An 18,885-nucleotide genomic window follows, 5' to 3' on the forward strand; every position below is an offset into this window, starting at 1 on the left:
GTTGATTGAAACGACAAGCGGGGACACTTTGTGTTCCCTCTTTTTTGGAAAAAATGAACCATACGGGAGGACTCTATGAGTAAATCAAGATACAATCGAGTGGTATTAAAGTTAAGTGGTGAAGCACTCGCAGGAGAAGCAGGTTTTGGTATTCATCCACCGATTATTAAGTCAGTAGCTGAACAGATTAAAGAATTGTCTGATCTTGGTGTCGAGGTAGCTGTCGTCGTAGGTGGCGGTAATATCTGGCGCGGTAAGATCGGCAGTGAAATGGGAATGGACCGTGCATCTGCTGATTACATGGGAATGCTTGCTACAGTGATGAATTCACTCGCATTACAGGACAGTCTTGAAAATGCCGGGGTACAGACCCGCGTACAGACTTCTATTGAAATGCGTCAGGTAGCAGAACCGTATATCAGAAGAAAAGCCATTCGACATCTTGAAAAGAAGCGTGTAGTCATTTTTGCAGCAGGAACAGGTAATCCGTATTTCTCAACAGACACAACTGCTGCACTGAGAGCTGCTGAAATTGAAGCGGAAGTCATTTTAATGGCTAAAAATAATGTGGACGGCGTATATTCTGCAGATCCTAAAGTAGATACTGACGCAGTGAAATACGATGAACTGTCATTTTTAGATGTATTAAAAGATGGTCTGGCTGTAATGGATTCAACAGCTTCATCCTTATGTATGGACAATGATATCCCGCTCATAGTATTCTCAATTATGGAGAATGGAAATATTAAACGTGCCGCTCTTGGTGAATCAATCGGTACAGTTGTCAGGGGGAAAAAATAATGGCTCAACAGACAATGAATGAAACAAAAGACAAAATGTCTAAAGCAATCCAATCTTTTTCACGGGATCTTGCAAGTATCAGAGCAGGTCGTGCGAGCGCTTCTCTGCTTGATAAAATTCAGGTGGAGTATTACGGTGCACCAACACCGCTTAACCAGGTAGCTTCTATCTCTGTTCCTGAAGCAAGACTGCTTCAGATCACACCTTATGATAAGACTGCACTTGGAGATATTGAAAAGGCAATTCAGAAATCAGATCTTGGATTAAATCCTTCTAATGATGGTTCGCTGATCCGTATCACAATCCCGGCACTTACTGAAGAACGACGCCGCGAACTTGCGAAACAGGTGAAAAAAGAAGCGGAAGAAGCGAAAGTGGGTATCCGAAACATCCGACGCGATGCGAATGATGACCTTAAAAAGCAGGAAAAATCTGGGGACATCACTGAAGATGATCTGCGTGGATACAGCGATGATGTTCAGAAGCTTACTGATGAACACATTGCAAAAATTGATGAGCTTGCGAAAGTAAAAGAACAGGAAATCCTTGAGGTTTAATCAAATCTTTTTAGAAAGCCCTCTACTGTGTAGGGGGTTTTCTTCGTTAAGGCCCCTTTTCAAAACAAGGCAACATTTTCAAGTATATATTTGATATGATAGGACTAGCATAAAATATGCAATCACCTGATGGGGGAAATACAATGCTCGAGAAAATGAAAAGGTGGACATCCCTGAAAGAACCGGAGTCCCTTTCACAAAGAATCAACGAATGTAAAAATTACAAGATACCTGACCATATTGCGATTATCATGGATGGCAATGGCAGATGGGCAAATAAAAGAGCGCTGCCGCGGGTGGCAGGACATCATGAAGGTATGAAAACAGTAAAGCCGATTACAAGGCTTGCAAATGAGCTTGGGGTTAAAGCCCTCACACTATATGCTTTTTCTACGGAAAACTGGGTCAGACCGAAGTTAGAAGTGGAATTTTTAATGAAACTGCCTGAGGAATTTCTGGGCACGTTTTTACCTGAACTGATTGAGGAGAATGTACAGGTACAGATGATGGGGGACCGTGACCAGGTACCTGCACATACACTGAGAGCCGTAGATCAGGCAATTGAGAAGACCGCTCATAACGATGGTCTTGTTTTAAACTTCGCGTTAAATTACGGCAGCAGAAATGAAATTATTCAGGCAGTAAAATCATTTTCTTCAGACGTAAAAGACGGAAAAGTGTCACCTGAGGAATTAACAGATGAACTCTTTGATTCTTATCTCATGACACCGCAACTTGGAGATCCTGACCTGTTAATCAGAACAAGCGGCGAGATCAGATTAAGTAACTTTATGCTCTGGCAGCTCGCATACACTGAGTTCTGGTTTACTGATGTACTGTGGCCGGACTTTAAAGAAGAGCATTTAATTGAAGCGATAGAAGGCTTTCAAAAGCGCTCAAGACGATATGGCGGCTTGAAAAGTGAGGATTTGAAATGAAGCAGAGAATTATTACAGGCGTATTAGCGGCTGCGTTATTTATACCGGTCGTCTGGATTGGCGGACTGCTGTTTGTGATTGGGACGTACTTCATCGCAACGGTTGCATTATATGAAGTGTTAAGAATGCGGTCTATACAATTCCGTTCCATTCCCGGTGCTATCTCAATGATTACACTCTGGATTTTCCTATTACCAAATGAATATTATGACTTATTAAATCAGCTTAACTACTCAAAAATTGAAACTGCTTTATTATCAGTATTACTTCTGCTTGTGTATACCGTGCTTAAAAAGAACCGGTTCACATTTGATGATGCTGCATTTGCTGTTTTTGCAATGCTGTATGTGGGAATTGGATTTTACTATTTTATTGAGACAAGAGATGCGGATTCAGGGATTTTCTGGGTTGTTTATGCGCTTGTCATCATCTGGTCCACTGATTCCGGCGCTTATTTTATAGGCAAGTCTATGGGCAGGAAAAAATTATGGCCGGATATCAGCCCGAATAAAACAGTAGAAGGTTTTATCGGCGGGATCGTAAGTGCGCTTGCAGGTGTGCTGATTCTTTACTTCCTCGTACCGCTCGATACAACACTTTGGTATCTGCTCATTGCAAGTGTCATTCTATCTGCTTTCGGGCAAATTGGCGACCTTGTAGAATCAGCATTAAAAAGACATTATGGCGTAAAAGATTCAGGAAACATCCTGCCAGGTCACGGTGGTCTGTTAGATCGCTTTGACAGTCTGTTATTTGTACTGCCGCTGATGCATATTCTGCAACTAATCTGATGAAGGAGCTTTTAACTCTATGAAAAAGATTTCATTATTGGGTGCTTCGGGATCCATCGGGCTTCAGACGCTTGATGTATTACGTGCCCATCAGGACCGCTTTACACTTAAAGCTTTTTCTGTGGGCCGTAATATTGATCAGGCAAGAAAAATTATAGAAGAATTCAACCCTTCTCTCGTTTCTGTCCAGTCAAAAGAAGATGCAGAACGATTAGCAGGTGAATACATAGGTAAAGTTAAGGTGTTGTCAGGACATGAAGGACTTGTAGAAACAGCCATTCATCCTGAGACGGATATTCTTGTTAATGCGGTTCTTGGAAGTGTAGGTCTTGAGCCGACTTTACAGGCCATTGAGGCGGGAAAAATAATCGCCATTGCAAATAAAGAAACGCTTGTGACAGCAGGGCATCTCGTCATGGATGCAGCTGAAAAGCATGGTGTCACAATTCTGCCTGTAGACAGTGAGCATTCTGCCATTTTTCAGGCGCTTCAGGGTGAACGTCACAAAAATATTGAACGCCTGGTCATCACCGCTTCAGGCGGAAGCTTCAGGGATCTGTCGCGCGCTGAACTTAAAAATGTGACTGTTCAGGATGCACTGAATCATCCCAACTGGTCTATGGGTGCAAAAATTACGATTGATTCAGCCAGTATGATGAATAAAGGGCTTGAAGTGATTGAAGCAAAATGGCTGTTTGATTTACCCTATGAAAAAATAGATGTACTGCAGCATAGAGAAAGTATCATACATTCAATGGTAGAGTTTCATGACAGTTCAGTCATGGCACAGCTTGGCACACCCGATATGAGAGTGCCGATTCAATATGCTTTAAGTTATCCTGACCGTTATCTTCATAAAACAGACCGCAGGCTGAGACTTGAGGAAATTGGAAAGCTTCATTTTGAGAAAATGGACCTCGAGCGCTTCAGATGTCTGGATTTTGCCTATCAGGCAGGCCGGACAGGCGGTACGATGCCTACTGTATTGAATGCAGCGAATGAAGCAGCAGTTGCACTATTTCTAAAAGAAAAAATCAGCTTTCTGGATATTGAACATGTCATTGAAAAAGCGATGTCATTCCATCATGCGATACAAAGCCCTGATCTTAGAACGATTACATCAGTTGATCAGGAAACACGTTCAAAAATTCTTGCGGAATTTAAAGGCTGATTGTACACCCGCATTTTTGGAACGTGCTACAATAGGTTAAAGTCTGATATTACGGACACAACTATGTTAAAGGTGGTATGACGATGAATTCAGTCATCGCATTTATAGTTATTTTCGGTGCACTTGTATTTTTCCATGAGCTTGGGCACTTTGTGTTTGCTAAAAGAGCGGGTATACTCTGCCGTGAATTTGCAATAGGAATGGGACCGAAAGTGTTAGCTTTCAAACGTAATGAAACACAGTATACGCTGCGTCTGCTCCCGATTGGCGGCTATGTCAGAATGGCAGGGGAAGATGCAGAACTGATGGAACTGAAACCCGGTTTCAGAGCAGGACTTATTATGGGTCAGGATGAAAAAGTTGAAAAAGTGGTTCTGAATAATAAAGACCGCTATCCTGATCTCCGGGTCATTGAAGTTGCTGAGGCTGATCTGGAGAAGGAACTTTATATTAAAGGCTACGAAGAGGGAGAAGAAACCCTTCAAAGGTTCGAGCTCTCTGAAAAGGCTGTATTTATTGAAGATGGTGTGGAAACACAGATCGCACCCTGGAACCGGCAGTTTAATTCGAAAAAACTGTATCAGCGTTTCTTAACAATTTTTGCAGGACCTGCAATGAACTTTGTGCTGGCGTTTATCGTATTATCCATTATTGGTATGTCTGCAGGGATTCCTGTAGACAGAGCTGTACTGGGTGACATTGTCCCTGACGACCCTGCAGATCAGGCCGGGCTTGAAAAAGGGGACGAAGTAATTGCTATATCAGGTGAGGAAATTTCATCATGGGCGGATCTTACAGGTATTGTCAGTGAATCACCTGGTGAAGAACTGACAATCGATGTGCAAAGAGGCGATGAATCTTTATCCTTTAATGTCACACCTGAAGAAAGAACGTTTGAACAGGGGGAAGAAACCATTTCCCAGGGGATCATTGGTGTTTACAACCCGAGGATTGAATCGCCAAGTATTTTCCAGAGTATACAATACGGCGCTGAACAGACTTATTTCTGGACAGTCACCATTTTTGACCTTCTCGGTGATCTGATTACGGGTCAATTTTCAATTGATGCATTGGCTGGTCCTGTCGGTATTTATAAGAGTACTGAAGAAGTGGCGAAAGCCGGGATTTATCAGCTGATGCAGTGGGGTGCAATATTAAGTATTAACCTTGGGATCATGAACTTACTTCCGCTTCCTGCATTAGATGGCGGGAGACTGCTGTTCTTCGGATTTGAAGCACTGCGTGGAAAACCGATTGACAGGCAAAAGGAAGGCATGGTTCATTTTGTAGGGTTCGCATTATTAATGCTGCTCATGATCGTTGTCACATGGAACGATATTCAGCGGTATTTCTTATAAGCAGAGAGAAAATAGAGGTGCTATAAATGAGGCAAAGTCAAACGTTAATTCCAACATTAAAAGAAACGCCAGCAGAAGCTGATGTGAAAAGTCATCAGCTTCTGCTGAGAGCGGGATATATCAGACAAAATGCAAGCGGTATTTATTCATTTTTACCGCTCGGGAAAAAAGTGCTTCAAAAAGTAGAAGATATTATACGCGAAGAAATGAATGCTGCAGGCGGTGTCGAAATGCTGATGCCTGCACTTCAGCCTTCGGAACTGTGGGAAGAATCAGGAAGATGGTTCACTTATGGTCCGGAACTTATGAGGATGAAAGACCGTCATGAACGGGAATTTGCTCTTGGTGCAACACATGAGGAAATGATTACAAGCCTCCTTCGTGATGAAGTGAAGTCTTACAAGCGTCTCCCGTTAACGCTTTATCAGATCCAGACAAAATACCGCGATGAAAAGCGTCCGAGATTCGGATTGCTGCGTGGCCGTGAATTCCTGATGAAGGATGCTTATTCTTTCCATGCATCACAGGAAAGCCTTGATGAAGCATATGACAGGCTGTTTGAAGCTTATAAAAATATCTTCCGCAGATGTGGCCTGAATTTCCGTGCAGTACTGGCGGATTCCGGTGCAATTGGCGGGAAGGATAATCATGAATTTATGGTCCTTTCAGAAATTGGTGAAGACACAATCGCATACTCTGATTCATCAGATTATGCAGCGAATCTCGAAATGGCAGCAGTCAATAAACAATATGAAAAGCAGAGCCACAGTGGAAAAGAAAAAGAAGAAGTTGAAACTCCTGAACAGAAGTCAATTGAATCTGTTGCTGACTTTCTCGGTGCTGAAAAAGAAAGCACTGTGAAGTCCATGCTGTTTATTGTGGATGAAAAGCCGGTACTTGTGTTAGTGCGCGGAGATCATGAAGTAAATGATGTAAAAGTGAAAAATGCGGTAAACGGCCGCGTTGCCGAGCTTGCAACAGAGGAAGAGACAATACAGTATACAGGTGTCAAGCCTGGTTCGATCGGACCGGTTGGTCTTTCCGAAGAAGTAACTGTGATTGCTGATCATGCCGTGGAAGCAATGGGTGATATTGTTGCCGGTGCAAACAAAGAAGGCGTACATTATAAGCATTTGCAGACAGGAAGAGATTTTGAAGTTTCCCAATATGCCGATATCCGGGTAGTAGTAGAAGGAGATCCTTCTCCGGATGGAAACGGAACAATTCAATTTGCACGTGGAATTGAGGTGGGTCACGTATTCAAACTTGGTACAGTATACAGTGAGCCGATGAATGCTACAATCCTTGATGAAAACGGCCGTTCAAACCCGATGATTATGGGCTGCTATGGTATTGGTGTATCACGTACACTTGCAGCAATGGCGGAACAGTTCAATGATGAAAATGGATTGATCTGGCCAACGAATATTGCGCCTTACGATATTCATTTAATTGCGGTAAATATGAAAGATGAAGCGCAGTCTCAAACAGCAGAAGAGCTATACAAACTGCTGACTGATTACCGCTATGATGTGTTGCTTGATGACCGCAAAGAACGTGCCGGTGTGAAGTTTGCCGATTCAGACCTGATGGGGCTGCCGGTGCGTATCACTGTCGGTAAACGCGCTTCTGAAGGAATCGTTGAAATTAAAATCAGAAAAAATGGTGAGTCTTACGAAGTGCAGAAAGAAGAATTGACTGATAAGCTGCAGGAAATTTTTCGCCAGGCTTCTAACGCTTAAACATTTAAAAACCTGAGGCTGGTGCATGCACCAGCCTTTGCTGTCCCAAAAAGGAGGAACTATGAGTACAGATTTGTCAAAAAGGGAAAAGTTCCGGCTGTTATTGACTCAATTAAATATGACTGGTGATCTTTATGCGGATCATTTTGAAGAAGCTGAAATAGAAAAGCTTGCTGTCCATAAAAAAGAAAAAAAGTGGCATTTTGTTTTTCAGCTGAGGTCAGTGGTTCCCTGTCAGGTGATGAAGGATTTCACTGCAAGACTCAATCAGTCATTTCAGCATATTGCACAGGTTTCATTTACGATCAGACTGGCTGATGCAGATGTGTCTGCAGATACAGTTCTTGATTATTGGGAAACCTGCCTTGAAGAGCTGCAGGGAATTGCACCGCCTCTGTTAAAACTATTAACTGTACAAAAACCTGAAGTAAATGGAAACAAAATTACGATAAAAGTGTCTAATGAAACAGAAGGTATGCAAATCAAAAACAAATACGCAGACATTTTAAACAGCGCATTTGAAAAATGGGGTTTCGGTCCATTTGTCCTCCATACTGAAGTATCACAGGAAGGGGCCAATGAAGAGTATGAAGCCTTTGTTGAGTCTAAAAAGAAAGAAGAAGAAGAGTGGGCAAAGCAGGCACTTGTTGAAATGCAGAAGCTTGAAGAACAGAAAAATGCTGCAGATACACATACCGGACCGGTTGCAATCGGGTATTCAATTAAACCTGACGAACCGGTCGCGATTAAGACGATCCAGGAAGAGGAGCGGAAAATTGCGATTCAGGGACTTGTATTTGATGCAGAAGTAAAAGAACTCAGAAGTGGAAGATCACTTCTAACATTTAAAGTGACAGACTACACAGACTCTATTCTTGTTAAAATGTTCTCACGTGACAAAGAAGATGCAGCTATTATGCAGCAGCTTAAAAAAGGAATGTGGGTCAGAGCAAAAGGCTCAATACAAAATGACACATTTGTAAGAGATCTGGTGATGATCGCTCAGGATGTGATGGAGATTGAACCATCACTCAGACAGGATACTTCTGATGAAAAGCGTGTAGAACTTCATTTGCATACGCCGATGAGTCAGATGGATGCTGTATCTTCAGTGTCTTCACTTGTATCCCAGGCAAAAAAATGGGGTCATAAAGCAGTAGCCATCACTGATCATGCTGTCGCACAGTCATTTCCTGAAGCGCATGCTGCAGGTGCTAAAAATGATATTAAGATCCTGTACGGGCTTGAGGCAAATCTGGTAGACGACGGTGTGCCGATTGCGTATAACACATCTGACAGAGAGCTCGAAACAGAGTCGTATATTGTCTTTGACGTTGAGACAACAGGATTATCAGCGGTTTACGATAAAATCATTGAACTTGCTGCAGTTAAAGTAAAAGAAGGGGAAATCGTGGACAGATTTGAGCGATTTGCAAATCCTCACCACCCATTATCTGCTACAACGATCAACCTTACAGGAATTACAGATGATATGGTCAGGGACGCACCTGAAATAGAAGAAGTACTTGCTGACTTTAAGGAATGGTGTCAGGATGATACGCTAGTTGCGCATAATGCTTCTTTTGATATGGGCTTTCTTAATGTGGGATATAAGCGTGCCGGTATGGAGAAAGCAGCTAATCCGGTCATTGATACACTTGAACTTGCACGATTTTTACATCCGGAATTTAAGAATCACAGATTGAATACACTTGCGAAGAAGTTTGACGTGGAGCTTACCCAGCATCACCGTGCCATTTTTGATGCGGAAGCAACAGGCTATATTCTGGCCAGACTGCTAAAAGAAGCTAAAGAAAAAGGCATTACAAATCATAATCAGCTGAATGATTATATGGGTGAAGGGGATGCCTTCAAACGTGCAAGACCAAATCACATTACGATTTTAGCTAAAACACAGGCCGGTCTTAAAAATTTGTTTAAGCTTGTATCGATCTCACACCTTGAGTATTTTTACCGGGTGCCGCGGATTCCAAGGTCACTTTTGAATAAACACAGAGAAGGTCTATTGATCGGATCAGCTTGTGATAAAGGTGAAATCTTCGAAGGGATGATGCAAAAATCACCTGAAGAAGTGGAAGAGCTAGCTGATTTTTATGATTACATTGAAGTGCAGCCTCCTGCAGCCTATCAGCATTTAATAGACTTAGAGTTAGTCAGAGATGAAGAGAATCTGAAAGAGATCATTCAGAAGGTTGTAGGTTTTGCAGATAAAATGAATATCCCGGCAGTGGCAACTGGTAACGTTCACTATGTAAATCAGGAAGATAAAATTTACAGAGAGATTCTAATTGCTTCCCAGGGCGGAGCGAACCCTTTAAATCGTCACAAGCTGCCTGATGTTCATTTCAGAACAACGAATGAAATGCTTGATGCGTTTGCATTTGTAGGTAAAGACAAAGCGAAAGAAATCGTTATAGATAACACAAATAAAATTGCTGACATGATTGAAGAAGTCACGCCAATCAAAGATGAACTCTATACACCTAAAATTGAAGGTGCAGATGAAGAAATGCGTGAGATGAGTTATGGGATGGCGAGAAGCATCTATGGCGATGAACTGCCTGAAATTGTAGAAGCAAGGCTTGAGAAAGAATTAAAAAGTATTATTGGTCACGGCTTTGCGGTTATCTATCTGATTTCTCACAAACTCGTAAAAAAATCGCTGATCGACGGGTATCTGGTAGGTTCACGGGGTTCTGTCGGATCCTCATTTGTTGCAACAATGACAGAGATCACAGAGGTCAACCCGCTGCCGCCTCATTACGTCTGTCCTGAATGTAAGCAGTCCGAGTTTTTTAATGACGGTTCTGTAGGTTCAGGTTTTGACCTTGATGATAAGGACTGTCCTGAGTGTCATGTTCCTTATATAAAAGACGGTCAGGATATTCCTTTTGAAACCTTCCTTGGTTTTAAAGGTGACAAAGTTCCTGATATTGACTTGAACTTCAGTGGCGAATATCAGCCTGTAGCGCACAATTACACAAAAGTACTCTTTGGTGAAGACTACGTTTACCGTGCAGGTACAATCGGTACAGTTGCTGATAAAACGGCCTTCGGTTATGTAAAAGGATATGCGGGTGACAATAACCTTCATTTCAGAGGAGCAGAGGTTGAAAGGCTGGCTGGCGGATGCACAGGGGTTAAGCGGACAACCGGTCAGCACCCGGGCGGTATAATCGTTGTTCCTGATTATATGGATATTTACGATTTTACACCGATTCAGTTTCCTGCAAACTCAAGTGAATCTGAATGGAAAACAACTCATTTTGACTTCCATTCAATCCACGACAACCTCTTGAAGCTGGATATACTCGGTCACGATGATCCGACAGTGATCAGAATGCTGCAGGATCTGTCCGGAATCGATCCGAAGACCATCCCGACTGATGACCCTGAAGTGATGAAAATATTCAGCGGAACCGAGTCACTCGGTGTAACTCAGGAACAGATTATGTGTAAAACCGGAACACTTGGCATTCCTGAGTTTGGAACGCGGTTTGTCAGACAGATGCTTGAGGATACAAAACCGACCACATTCTCGGAGCTTGTTCAGATTTCAGGACTTTCACACGGAACGGATGTATGGCTCGGTAACGCTCAGGAACTGATTCATAATGGGATCTGTGAGCTGTCAGATGTAATCGGCTGCCGTGATGATATTATGGTGTATCTGATCTATCAGGGACTTGAACCTTCACTGGCTTTTAAAATTATGGAGTTTGTCCGTAAAGGAAAAGGCCTATCACCTGAGTGGGAAGAGGAAATGAAAAATAACGGTGTGCCTGACTGGTATATTGATTCATGTAAAAAGATTAAATATATGTTTCCAAAAGCTCACGCAGCAGCCTACGTATTAATGGCTGTTAGAATCGCCTATTTCAAAGTGCATCATCCGATTTTATACTATGCAGCTTACTTTACTGTGCGTGCAGAGGATTTCGATCTTGAAGCAATGGCAGCCGGGTCCCAGGCGATCAAGGCGAAGATTGAAGGAATCAATGCAAAAGGCCTTGATGCTTCACCGAAGGAAAAAAGTTTGCTGACAGTGCTTGAACTGTGTCTTGAAATGGTTGAAAGAGGTTATACTTTTAAACAAGTGGACCTTTATAAGTCAGATGCCAAAGAGTTTAAGATTGAAGGCAATTCATTAATTCCGCCATTCAATGCGATCCCCGGTCTTGGAACGAATGCCGCGATCAATATTGTTGAAGCCAGAAAAAATGGGGAGTTTCTTTCGAAAGAGGATCTTCAAAAGCGCGGGAAGGTTTCTAAGACAATTATTGAGTATCTGGATTCTCAGGGGTGCCTTGCCGGTCTGCCTGATCAGAATCAATTATCGCTATTTTAAGCCATTTGCACGGGTTCGCAATATATGGTATTATATTCACGGAAATGTTTTAGATAACTCTGACGTCAAAAGAGTGGGTGCCGCCCGCTCTTTTGTGTTGTTTCAGGCATTTTTCAGAGAATGATGGAGGAAACAGATGAGTAAAATTACAGAACTAACTGAAGAACTTGTAAACCCAATTCTAGAGGATATGAACCTTGAACTAGTAGATGTGGAGTTTGTGAAGGAAGGATCTAACTGGTTTCTTCGTGTGTTCATCGATAAAGAGTCCGGCGTTGATATTGAAGAATGCGGGATTGTGAGTGAACGTTTAAGTGAGAAACTGGATGAGCTCGATCCAATTCAGCAGAACTATTTTCTTGAAGTCTCGTCTCCAGGTGCTGAGCGCCCTCTGAAAAAGGAAAAGGACTTTCACAATGCAATTGGCAAACAGGTATATGTAAAAACATATGAGCCAATCGATGGCATGAAAGAAATAGAAGGCGTACTGGACAATTATGATGGAGAATCACTGAATATCACAGTGACCATCAAAACGAGAAAAAAAGAAATCACAGTTCCGAAAGAAAAAGTTGCTAAAGCAAGATTAGCCGTTACATTTTAACCGGTGAAAGGAGAGAAAAAAATGAGTACTGAATTACTCGATGCGCTCACATATCTTGAGAAAGAAAAAGGTATTGACCGCGATGTACTGATTGATGCAATTGAAGCAGCACTTGTATCTGCTTATAAGCGCAACTTTAATCAGGCACAGAATGTCCGTGTTGATTTAAACCTTGATAACGGATCCATGCGTGTATTTGCCAGAAAAGAAGTTGTAGATGAAGTATTTGATTCACGACTTGAAATTTCAATTGATGATGCACACGAAATTGATCCTGCTTATGAAGTTGGAGATATTGTTGAGCTTGAAGTAACACCGCGTGACTTTGGCCGTATTGCAGCACAAACTGCAAAGCAGGTTGTCACACAGCGTGTCAGAGAGGCAGAAAGAGGCATCATCTATACTGAATTTGTTGACCGTGAAGATGATATCATGACTGGTATTGTTCAGCGTCAGGACCACAGATTTATATATGTGGCGCTAGGCAAAATTGAGGCATTGCTTCCTTTAAATGAGCAAATGCCGAATGAATCATATAAGCCGCATGACCGGATTAAGGTTTATATTACAAAAGTTGAGAGAACAACTAAGGGCCCTCAGATCTTTGTTTCAAGAACACATCCGGGACTGCTTAAGCGTCTGTTTGAAATTGAAGTACCTGAAATCTTTGACGGTACAGTAGAAATCAAATCAGTATCACGCGAAGCAGGAGACCGCTCTAAAATTTCAGTGCACTCTGATAATGAAGAAGTGGATGCAGTTGGTGCATGTGTCGGTGCCAAGGGTGGCCGTGTACAGGCAGTCGTCAATGAACTGAAGGGTGAAAAGATTGATATTGTTGAATGGTCAGAAGACCCGACTGTATTTGTTGCGAATGCACTCAGCCCTTCGAAGGTTGTAGATGTACAGGTGAACGAAGAAGATAAGGCAACTACTGTAGTTGTGCCTGATTATCAACTTTCACTGGCAATCGGAAAGCGCGGACAGAACGCAAGACTTGCAGCGAAGCTGACAGGCTGGAAGATCGATATTAAGAGTGAAACAGATGCACGTGAGATGGGTATTTTCCCACGCGATGATCAGCCGCTTTTCTCAGATGAAGATATGGAAAATTCATTCTCATATCCGGATGACGACATCGAGTAAAGGAGTTCATTCCAGTGACAAAGAAACGTAAAATACCTTTACGGAAATGTGTTGCAACGCATGAAATGAAAGAAAAAAAAGAAATGATCCGCATCGTCCGTTCAAAAGAAGGGATCGTATCAATTGATCCTACCGGAAAGAAATCAGGACGCGGCGCATATTTATCTAAAGATAAAGAAGCAATATTGAAAGCCAGAAAGAAAAATGTATTAGCAAGCCACTTAGAAGCTGAAGTACCGGATGAACTGTATGACGAGCTTCTTGCATATGTGGAAGCGGGACACAAATGAGACAGCCGCAATGGATGTCATTATTGGGTCTTGCGACTCGGGCAGGAAAAGTAATATCCGGCGAAGAATTAGTAGTAAAAGAGATCAGAAACAGTAAAGCAAAGCTTGTTTTACTGTCAGAAGATGCCTCTGCCAACACGCAGAAAAAAGTGACGGATAAAGCATCTTACTACCACGTTCCAGTCAGAATGGTGAATGACCGTTATACACTTGGACAACTGATCGGCAAGGACGCAAGAGTAACAGTTGCTGTTCTTGATAAAGGCTTCGCCGATAAACTGATCTCACTGCTCGACGAATCTTAACGGGGGTGAACGAATGAGTAAGGTACGTGTATATGAATACGCAAAAAAACAGAATGTCACCAGTAAAGAAGTAATTGATAAATTAAAAACGATGAATATTGAAGTGAAAAACCACATGGCAGCGTTGGAAAGTGATGCTGTAGCGAAACTGGATAAAGCTTATACAGGAGGTCAGAGTCAATCTGCCAAACCTCAAAATAAGCCTCAAAACCAAAACCGCACAGGCGGTCAGCAAAACCGTGGAGGCCAGGGTGGCGGACCACAGGGTAACCGTGGCGGTAAAGGCGGCCAGCAGGGTGGCAAAGGCCGCGGCCAGCAGCGCCCGGGACAAAACAGAGGCGGTAAGAACAACCGTAACCAAAAGAACAAGCAGCCATTCACTCCAACGCCAATGAAGCCTAGAGAGCTTCCTGAAAAAATTACTTTTACGGAGTCTCTTACAGTAGCAGAGCTTGCGAAAAAACTTCACAGAGAACCTTCTGAAGTTGTTAAAAAGCTCTTCATGGTTGGCGTTATGGCAACAGTAAATCAGGAACTTGATAAAGATGCAATTGAGCTGATCTGTGAGGATTACGGTGTTGAGGTTGAAGAAGAAATTCTTGTTGATTCAACAGATCTGGAAACATATTTCGAGGAAGAATCAGATGCTGATAAGCTGGTAGAACGTCCATCAGTTGTAACAATTATGGGACACGTCGATCACGGTAAAACTACACTTCTTGATTCAATCCGTAAAACAAAGGTAACTGAAGGCGAAGCTGGTGGTATTACACAGCATATCGGTGCCTACCAGATCGAAAACGATGACAAGAAAATCACTTTCCTTGATACACCTGGACACGCTGCTTTTACAACAATGCGTGCACGTGGTGCAAAGGTAACGGATATTACAATTCTTGTTGTTGCAGCTGATGACGGTGTGATGCCTCAGACTGTTGAAGCAATCAATCATGCGAAAGCAGCAGAAGTACCAATCATTATTGCAGTGAATAAAATGGACAAGCCTTCAGCTAACCCGGATCGTGTTATGCAGGAGCTGACTGAACATGGTCTTGTACCGGAAGCATGGGGCGGGGATACGATTTTCGTTCCTGTATCAGCGTTGACAGGCGATGGCATTGACAGCCTGCTTGAAATGATCGTTCTTGTGTCGGAAGTTGAAGAATTAAAAGCAGATCCGACTCGCCGTGCAATGGGTACAGTGATTGAAGCTGAGCTTGACAAAGGCCGTGGATCAGTTGCCACACTTCTTGTACAGGACGGTACACTCCGCGTTGGAGATCCGATTGTTGTGGGTACTACGTTCGGCCGTGTTCGTGCGATGGTCAACGATGTTGGCCGCCGTGTGAAAGAAGCTGGACCATCAACACCTGTTGAAATTACAGGTTTGAATGATGTGCCGCTTGCCGGTGACCGTTTTGTTGTATTTGAAGACGAAAAAACAGCACGCTCTATCGGTGAATCACGTGCTCAACAGGCACTTCAGGCCCAGCGTGGAGAAAAGACGCGTGTATCTCTTGATAACCTGTTCGAACAAATGAAACAGGGCGAGATGAAGGATCTGAATGTAATTGTTAAAGGTGACGTTCAGGGTTCTGTAGAAGCAGTAGCTGCTTCACTGCTTAAGATTGAGGTCGAAGGTGTTAATGTTAAAATCATTCACACAGCAGTTGGTGCGATCACAGAATCTGATATTACGCTTGCTGCCGCTTCTAATGCAATTGTAATCGGATTTAACGTCCGTCCTGATGCAAATGCAAAACGTGCAGCAGATGCAGAACAAGTTGACGTGAGACTTCATAGAATTATTTATAAGGTCATTGAAGAGATTGAGTCTGCAATGACAGGTCTCCTTGACCCTGAATATGAAGAAAAAGTGATCGGTCAGGCTGAAGTCCGTCAGACATTCAAAGTTTCAAAAGTTGGAACAATTGCCGGAAGTTATGTAACAGAAGGTAAAATTACGCGTGATAGCGGCGTCAGATTAATCCGTGACGGCATCGTCGTATTTGAAGGCGAACTCGATACGCTGAAACGTTATAAAGATGATGCCAAAGAAGTAGCAAAAGGCTACGAGTGTGGTATTACACTTAAAAACTATAATGATGTAAAAGAAGGGGACATTTTTGAAGCGTTTGTGATGGAAGAAATCAAACGCTGATGATTGTCAGAGCTGAATGTGAATTTCACTTGCCTCTTTCACACTCATTAAAAGATAAGAGATCTGTGTTAAAACGGGTCCTTACGAGGGTAAAGCAAAAGTATAATGTTTCCGCTGCTGAGACAGACTATCAGGATAAGTGGCAGCGAACAGTAATTGAATTGGTTTCAGCAGCTGCAGATTATGCAGCTGCTGAAATTGAAATTAAACGGGCAATATCACTGATGGAATCTTTTCCGGAGTGGGAACCCGTTGCTGCCGAGATAGAAAGACTTTAACGGAAACAAATCTTCTTGATAAGAGGTGGCATGTTATGTCATTGCGCTCAAACAGAGTCGGAGAACAAATGAAGAAAGAGCTTGGCGATATTATTGGCCGTAAGATTAAAGATCCGAGAATCGGCTTTGTAACAGTAACCGATGTTGAAGTCACAGGTGACCTTCAGCAGGCGACTGTATACATTACAGTACTTGGTGATGAAGAACAGCGTGAAAACACACTTCGCGGCCTTGCTAAAGCAAAAGGATTTATCCGTTCTGAAATTGGACAGAGAATCAGGCTGAGAAAGACACCTGAACTGTTATTTGAATTCGATGAATCAATTGAAACGGGTAACCGGATTGAATCATTGATTCGTGATTTAAAGGAACGTGAATAAGAAAAATGGCAGGCAGATTACATTCTGTCTGCTTTTTTTGAATGGAAATCCGGATAACTAAAATGAACAGGAGTAATGATGATGAACGGCATACTACCACTCTGGAAAGAACCCGGTATGACTTCCCACGACTGCGTATTTAAAGTCAGAAAAATTCTAAAAACGAAAAAAGTAGGTCACACTGGTACACTTGACCCTGATGTTGATGGTGTTCTGCCAATTTGTATTGGCCGGGCCACGAAAATCGCAGAATACATAACTGAAGCAGGAAAATCCTACAGAGCACAAATTGTGATCGGTGAATCAACTGAAACCGAAGACGCTTCAGGGAAAGTAATTGAAAAGAAAACAGTTGATCAACCATTTACGCTTGAACAGCTGCAGAAAGCTGCAGTACAACTTAGGGGGGATATTGAACAGACGCCTCCTATGTACTCTGCAGTTAAAGTAAATGGGAAAAGACTGTACGAATATGCCAGAGAAGGTAAAGTAATCGAACGTCCCTCGAGAGTCGTGCGTATTAATGAAATTGCGATCGATGAGTCTTCTCTTCATTTTGACGAATCCAATCACACTTTTATGTTTGAAGCGGATATCTCCTGCGGTAAAGGTACATATATCAGAACGCTGGCTGTAATGATCGGGGAATACCTTGGATACCCTGGGCATATGTCAAAATTAACAAGAACTTCCTCTGCCCAATTTACAGCCTCTGACTGCGTCACACTGGAAGAGCTGGCAGCACTTTCTGATCAGCAGGCTGTATTAAAACCAATGGAACTCGGTTTATCCGGATTGAAGAAGATCTCAGTAAGTGATACAGTTGCTAGTAAAGTGAAACATGGTGCGGTATTACCAGTGACTCCCGATTGGCCCGCAGAAATGGGAGAGCCGGTAGCTGTATTTGATCAGCAGAAAGTTTTGGCTATTTATCACCTACATCCGGAAAAGGCTGGAATGATGAAGCCAGTAAAAGTGATTTGGACAGGATGAGAAAGGAATTGTCATGAAAGTATATACGCTTCACCATCCGCATGAAATGAAACAGGAAGATTTTCCTCCGATCTCAATTGCACTCGGCTTTTTTGACGGTGTTCATCTCGGGCACCGTAAAGTCATTCAGAAGGCAATCGATTATGCGAAAGAAAATGGAATTAAAAGTGCTGTGATGACCTTTGACCCTCACCCTTCGGTTGTACTGAGTGCCAAAAAAAGCAGTGTGCAGTACTTATCGTCTTTAGATCAAAAAATAAAAAAGATCGAAGCTTTAGGTGTTGATTACTTACTTGTTGTACGATTTACATCAGCCTTTGCGTCGCTTGAGCCTCAGGAATTTGTTGATCAGTACTTAATCGGATTAAATGCTGTGCATGTTACAGCCGGGTTTGATTATTCCTATGGTAAGTTTGGACGAGGCAAAATGGAAACTCTTCCGTTTCATGCACGTGGAAAATTCACATCCACTACAGTTGAAAAACAGACAGATGAAAATGAAAAGATCAGTTCAACAAGAATACGTGAACTGTTATCGCAGGGGCAGCCCGGAAAAGCGGCGCGGCTGCTTGGGATGCCACACGAAACAGAAGGGCTTGTCGTGCATGGTGAAAAGCGCGGACGCAAAATCGGCTTTCCCACTGCTAACATTGACATTGAAAATGGACTGCTGATCCCGTCACCAGGCGTATATGCAGTAAAAATGAATGTAAATCATACATGGTATGATGGTGTCTGCAATGTAGGATATAAACCTACATTTAATGATCCGGATCAGGCGCAGCTGAGTGTTGAAGTGCACCTTTTCGAGTTTAACGACAGCATTTACGGTGAGAATGTCCGGGTGCAGTGGATAGAGCGGATCAGGAGTGAAAAGAAGTTTAATGGTATAGATGAACTCATTGCGCAAATTGAAAAAGATAAAGACAGTGCAATAGAAATTCTTAAGCGGTAAGCCTGTGTAACTGCAGGTTGCAACAGCATTTTGCTTATGGTAGTAT

General features: G+C 42.6%; 17 protein-coding genes. All 17 read left to right on the top strand.

Translation table 11 applies throughout. The features are described 5' to 3' along the window. The first annotated feature begins 75 nt into the window (after positions 1-75). The 17 genes from pyrH (at position 76) to ribF (ending at position 18,839) form a co-directional block, all read left to right on the top strand. The gene (pyrH, locus tag UFB30_RS05870) at positions 76-801 is read left to right on the top strand and encodes a UMP kinase (RefSeq protein ID WP_322420757.1); all 726 of its coding nucleotides are present in this window, start codon (positions 76-78) and stop codon (positions 799-801) included. Further along, on the top strand, positions 801-1,358 hold the full coding sequence (frr, locus tag UFB30_RS05875) for a ribosome recycling factor (protein ID WP_322420758.1): 558 nt from the start codon (positions 801-803) through the stop codon (positions 1,356-1,358). The genes pyrH and frr overlap by 1 nt, the downstream gene beginning before the upstream one ends. Before the next feature lie 143 nt (positions 1,359-1,501). Continuing rightward, positions 1,502-2,296 carry an undecaprenyl pyrophosphate synthase gene (uppS, locus tag UFB30_RS05880; protein ID WP_322420759.1) on the top strand — a complete coding sequence of 265 codons (795 nt, stop codon included), beginning with the start codon at positions 1,502-1,504 and terminating at the stop codon, positions 2,294-2,296. Then, positions 2,293-3,087, top strand: a complete 795-nt coding sequence (locus UFB30_RS05885; RefSeq protein WP_322420760.1) for a phosphatidate cytidylyltransferase — start codon at positions 2,293-2,295, stop codon at positions 3,085-3,087. Before uppS ends, UFB30_RS05885 begins: the two co-directional genes overlap by 4 nt. 19 nt (positions 3,088-3,106) lie before the next feature. Beyond that, positions 3,107-4,258 carry a 1-deoxy-D-xylulose-5-phosphate reductoisomerase gene (gene dxr, locus UFB30_RS05890; RefSeq protein WP_322420761.1) on the top strand — a complete coding sequence of 384 codons (1,152 nt, stop codon included), beginning with the start codon at positions 3,107-3,109 and terminating at the stop codon, positions 4,256-4,258. 83 nt (positions 4,259-4,341) lie between these two features. After that, positions 4,342-5,616, top strand: a complete 1,275-nt coding sequence (rseP, locus tag UFB30_RS05895; protein WP_322420762.1) for an RIP metalloprotease RseP — start codon at positions 4,342-4,344, stop codon at positions 5,614-5,616. A 26-nt stretch (positions 5,617-5,642) separates the two neighbouring features. Continuing rightward, on the top strand, positions 5,643-7,358 hold the full coding sequence (locus UFB30_RS05900; RefSeq protein WP_322420763.1) for a proline--tRNA ligase: 1,716 nt from the start codon (positions 5,643-5,645) through the stop codon (positions 7,356-7,358). A 61-nt stretch (positions 7,359-7,419) separates the two neighbouring features. Continuing rightward, complete coding sequence (locus UFB30_RS05905; RefSeq protein WP_322420764.1) at positions 7,420-11,727, top strand: PolC-type DNA polymerase III; 4,308 nt, start codon at positions 7,420-7,422, stop codon at positions 11,725-11,727. A gap of 136 nt (positions 11,728-11,863) precedes the next feature. Next, complete coding sequence (gene rimP, locus UFB30_RS05910) at positions 11,864-12,331, top strand: ribosome maturation factor RimP (RefSeq protein ID WP_322420765.1); 468 nt, start codon at positions 11,864-11,866, stop codon at positions 12,329-12,331. A 21-nt stretch (positions 12,332-12,352) separates the two neighbouring features. Next, a complete protein-coding gene (gene nusA / locus UFB30_RS05915; protein ID WP_322420766.1) occupies positions 12,353-13,477 on the top strand; it encodes a transcription termination factor NusA in 1,125 nt (374 codons plus the stop codon). Positions 13,478-13,491: 14 nt separating this feature from the next. Continuing rightward, entirely contained in the window at positions 13,492-13,767 is a 276-nt protein-coding gene (gene rnpM, locus UFB30_RS05920; RefSeq protein ID WP_322420767.1) for an RNase P modulator RnpM, read from the top strand. Then, entirely contained in the window at positions 13,764-14,072 is a 309-nt protein-coding gene (locus UFB30_RS05925) for a YlxQ family RNA-binding protein (RefSeq protein ID WP_322420768.1), read from the top strand. Before rnpM ends, UFB30_RS05925 begins: the two co-directional genes overlap by 4 nt. A 13-nt stretch (positions 14,073-14,085) precedes the next feature. Continuing rightward, complete coding sequence (infB, locus tag UFB30_RS05930; RefSeq protein ID WP_322420769.1) at positions 14,086-16,233, top strand: translation initiation factor IF-2; 2,148 nt, start codon at positions 14,086-14,088, stop codon at positions 16,231-16,233. Positions 16,234-16,298: 65 nt separating this feature from the next. Beyond that, on the top strand, positions 16,299-16,511 hold the full coding sequence (locus UFB30_RS05935; protein ID WP_435390795.1) for a DUF503 family protein: 213 nt from the start codon (positions 16,299-16,301) through the stop codon (positions 16,509-16,511). A 35-nt stretch (positions 16,512-16,546) separates the two neighbouring features. Continuing rightward, entirely contained in the window at positions 16,547-16,891 is a 345-nt protein-coding gene (gene rbfA, locus UFB30_RS05940; protein WP_041122438.1) for a 30S ribosome-binding factor RbfA, read from the top strand. Positions 16,892-16,972: 81 nt separating this feature from the next. Next, a complete protein-coding gene (truB, locus tag UFB30_RS05945) occupies positions 16,973-17,884 on the top strand; it encodes a tRNA pseudouridine(55) synthase TruB (protein ID WP_322420771.1) in 912 nt (303 codons plus the stop codon). Between the two features lie 13 nt (positions 17,885-17,897). Then, the gene (ribF, locus tag UFB30_RS05950) at positions 17,898-18,839 is read left to right on the top strand and encodes a bifunctional riboflavin kinase/FAD synthetase (RefSeq protein ID WP_322420772.1); all 942 of its coding nucleotides are present in this window, start codon (positions 17,898-17,900) and stop codon (positions 18,837-18,839) included. Positions 18,840-18,885: the final 46 nt, after the last annotated feature.

This window comes from Jeotgalibacillus haloalkalitolerans, from assembly GCF_034427455.1.
Taxonomy (GTDB): domain Bacteria; phylum Bacillota; class Bacilli; order Bacillales; family Jeotgalibacillaceae; genus Jeotgalibacillus; species Jeotgalibacillus haloalkalitolerans.

Coding starts and splice junctions, on each gene's coding strand:
- pyrH (WP_322420757.1), top strand. CDS start 76: ATGAGTAAATCAAGATACAATCGAGTGGTATTAAAGTTAAGTGGTGAA.
- frr (WP_322420758.1), top strand. CDS start 801: ATGGCTCAACAGACAATGAATGAAACAAAAGACAAAATGTCTAAAGCA.
- uppS (WP_322420759.1), top strand. CDS start 1,502: ATGCTCGAGAAAATGAAAAGGTGGACATCCCTGAAAGAACCGGAGTCC.
- UFB30_RS05885 (WP_322420760.1), top strand. CDS start 2,293: ATGAAGCAGAGAATTATTACAGGCGTATTAGCGGCTGCGTTATTTATA.
- dxr (WP_322420761.1), top strand. CDS start 3,107: ATGAAAAAGATTTCATTATTGGGTGCTTCGGGATCCATCGGGCTTCAG.
- rseP (WP_322420762.1), top strand. CDS start 4,342: ATGAATTCAGTCATCGCATTTATAGTTATTTTCGGTGCACTTGTATTT.
- UFB30_RS05900 (WP_322420763.1), top strand. CDS start 5,643: ATGAGGCAAAGTCAAACGTTAATTCCAACATTAAAAGAAACGCCAGCA.
- UFB30_RS05905 (WP_322420764.1), top strand. CDS start 7,420: ATGAGTACAGATTTGTCAAAAAGGGAAAAGTTCCGGCTGTTATTGACT.
- rimP (WP_322420765.1), top strand. CDS start 11,864: ATGAGTAAAATTACAGAACTAACTGAAGAACTTGTAAACCCAATTCTA.
- nusA (WP_322420766.1), top strand. CDS start 12,353: ATGAGTACTGAATTACTCGATGCGCTCACATATCTTGAGAAAGAAAAA.
- UFB30_RS05925 (WP_322420768.1), top strand. CDS start 13,764: ATGAGACAGCCGCAATGGATGTCATTATTGGGTCTTGCGACTCGGGCA.
- infB (WP_322420769.1), top strand. CDS start 14,086: ATGAGTAAGGTACGTGTATATGAATACGCAAAAAAACAGAATGTCACC.
- rbfA (WP_041122438.1), top strand. CDS start 16,547: ATGTCATTGCGCTCAAACAGAGTCGGAGAACAAATGAAGAAAGAGCTT.
- truB (WP_322420771.1), top strand. CDS start 16,973: ATGAACGGCATACTACCACTCTGGAAAGAACCCGGTATGACTTCCCAC.
- ribF (WP_322420772.1), top strand. CDS start 17,898: ATGAAAGTATATACGCTTCACCATCCGCATGAAATGAAACAGGAAGAT.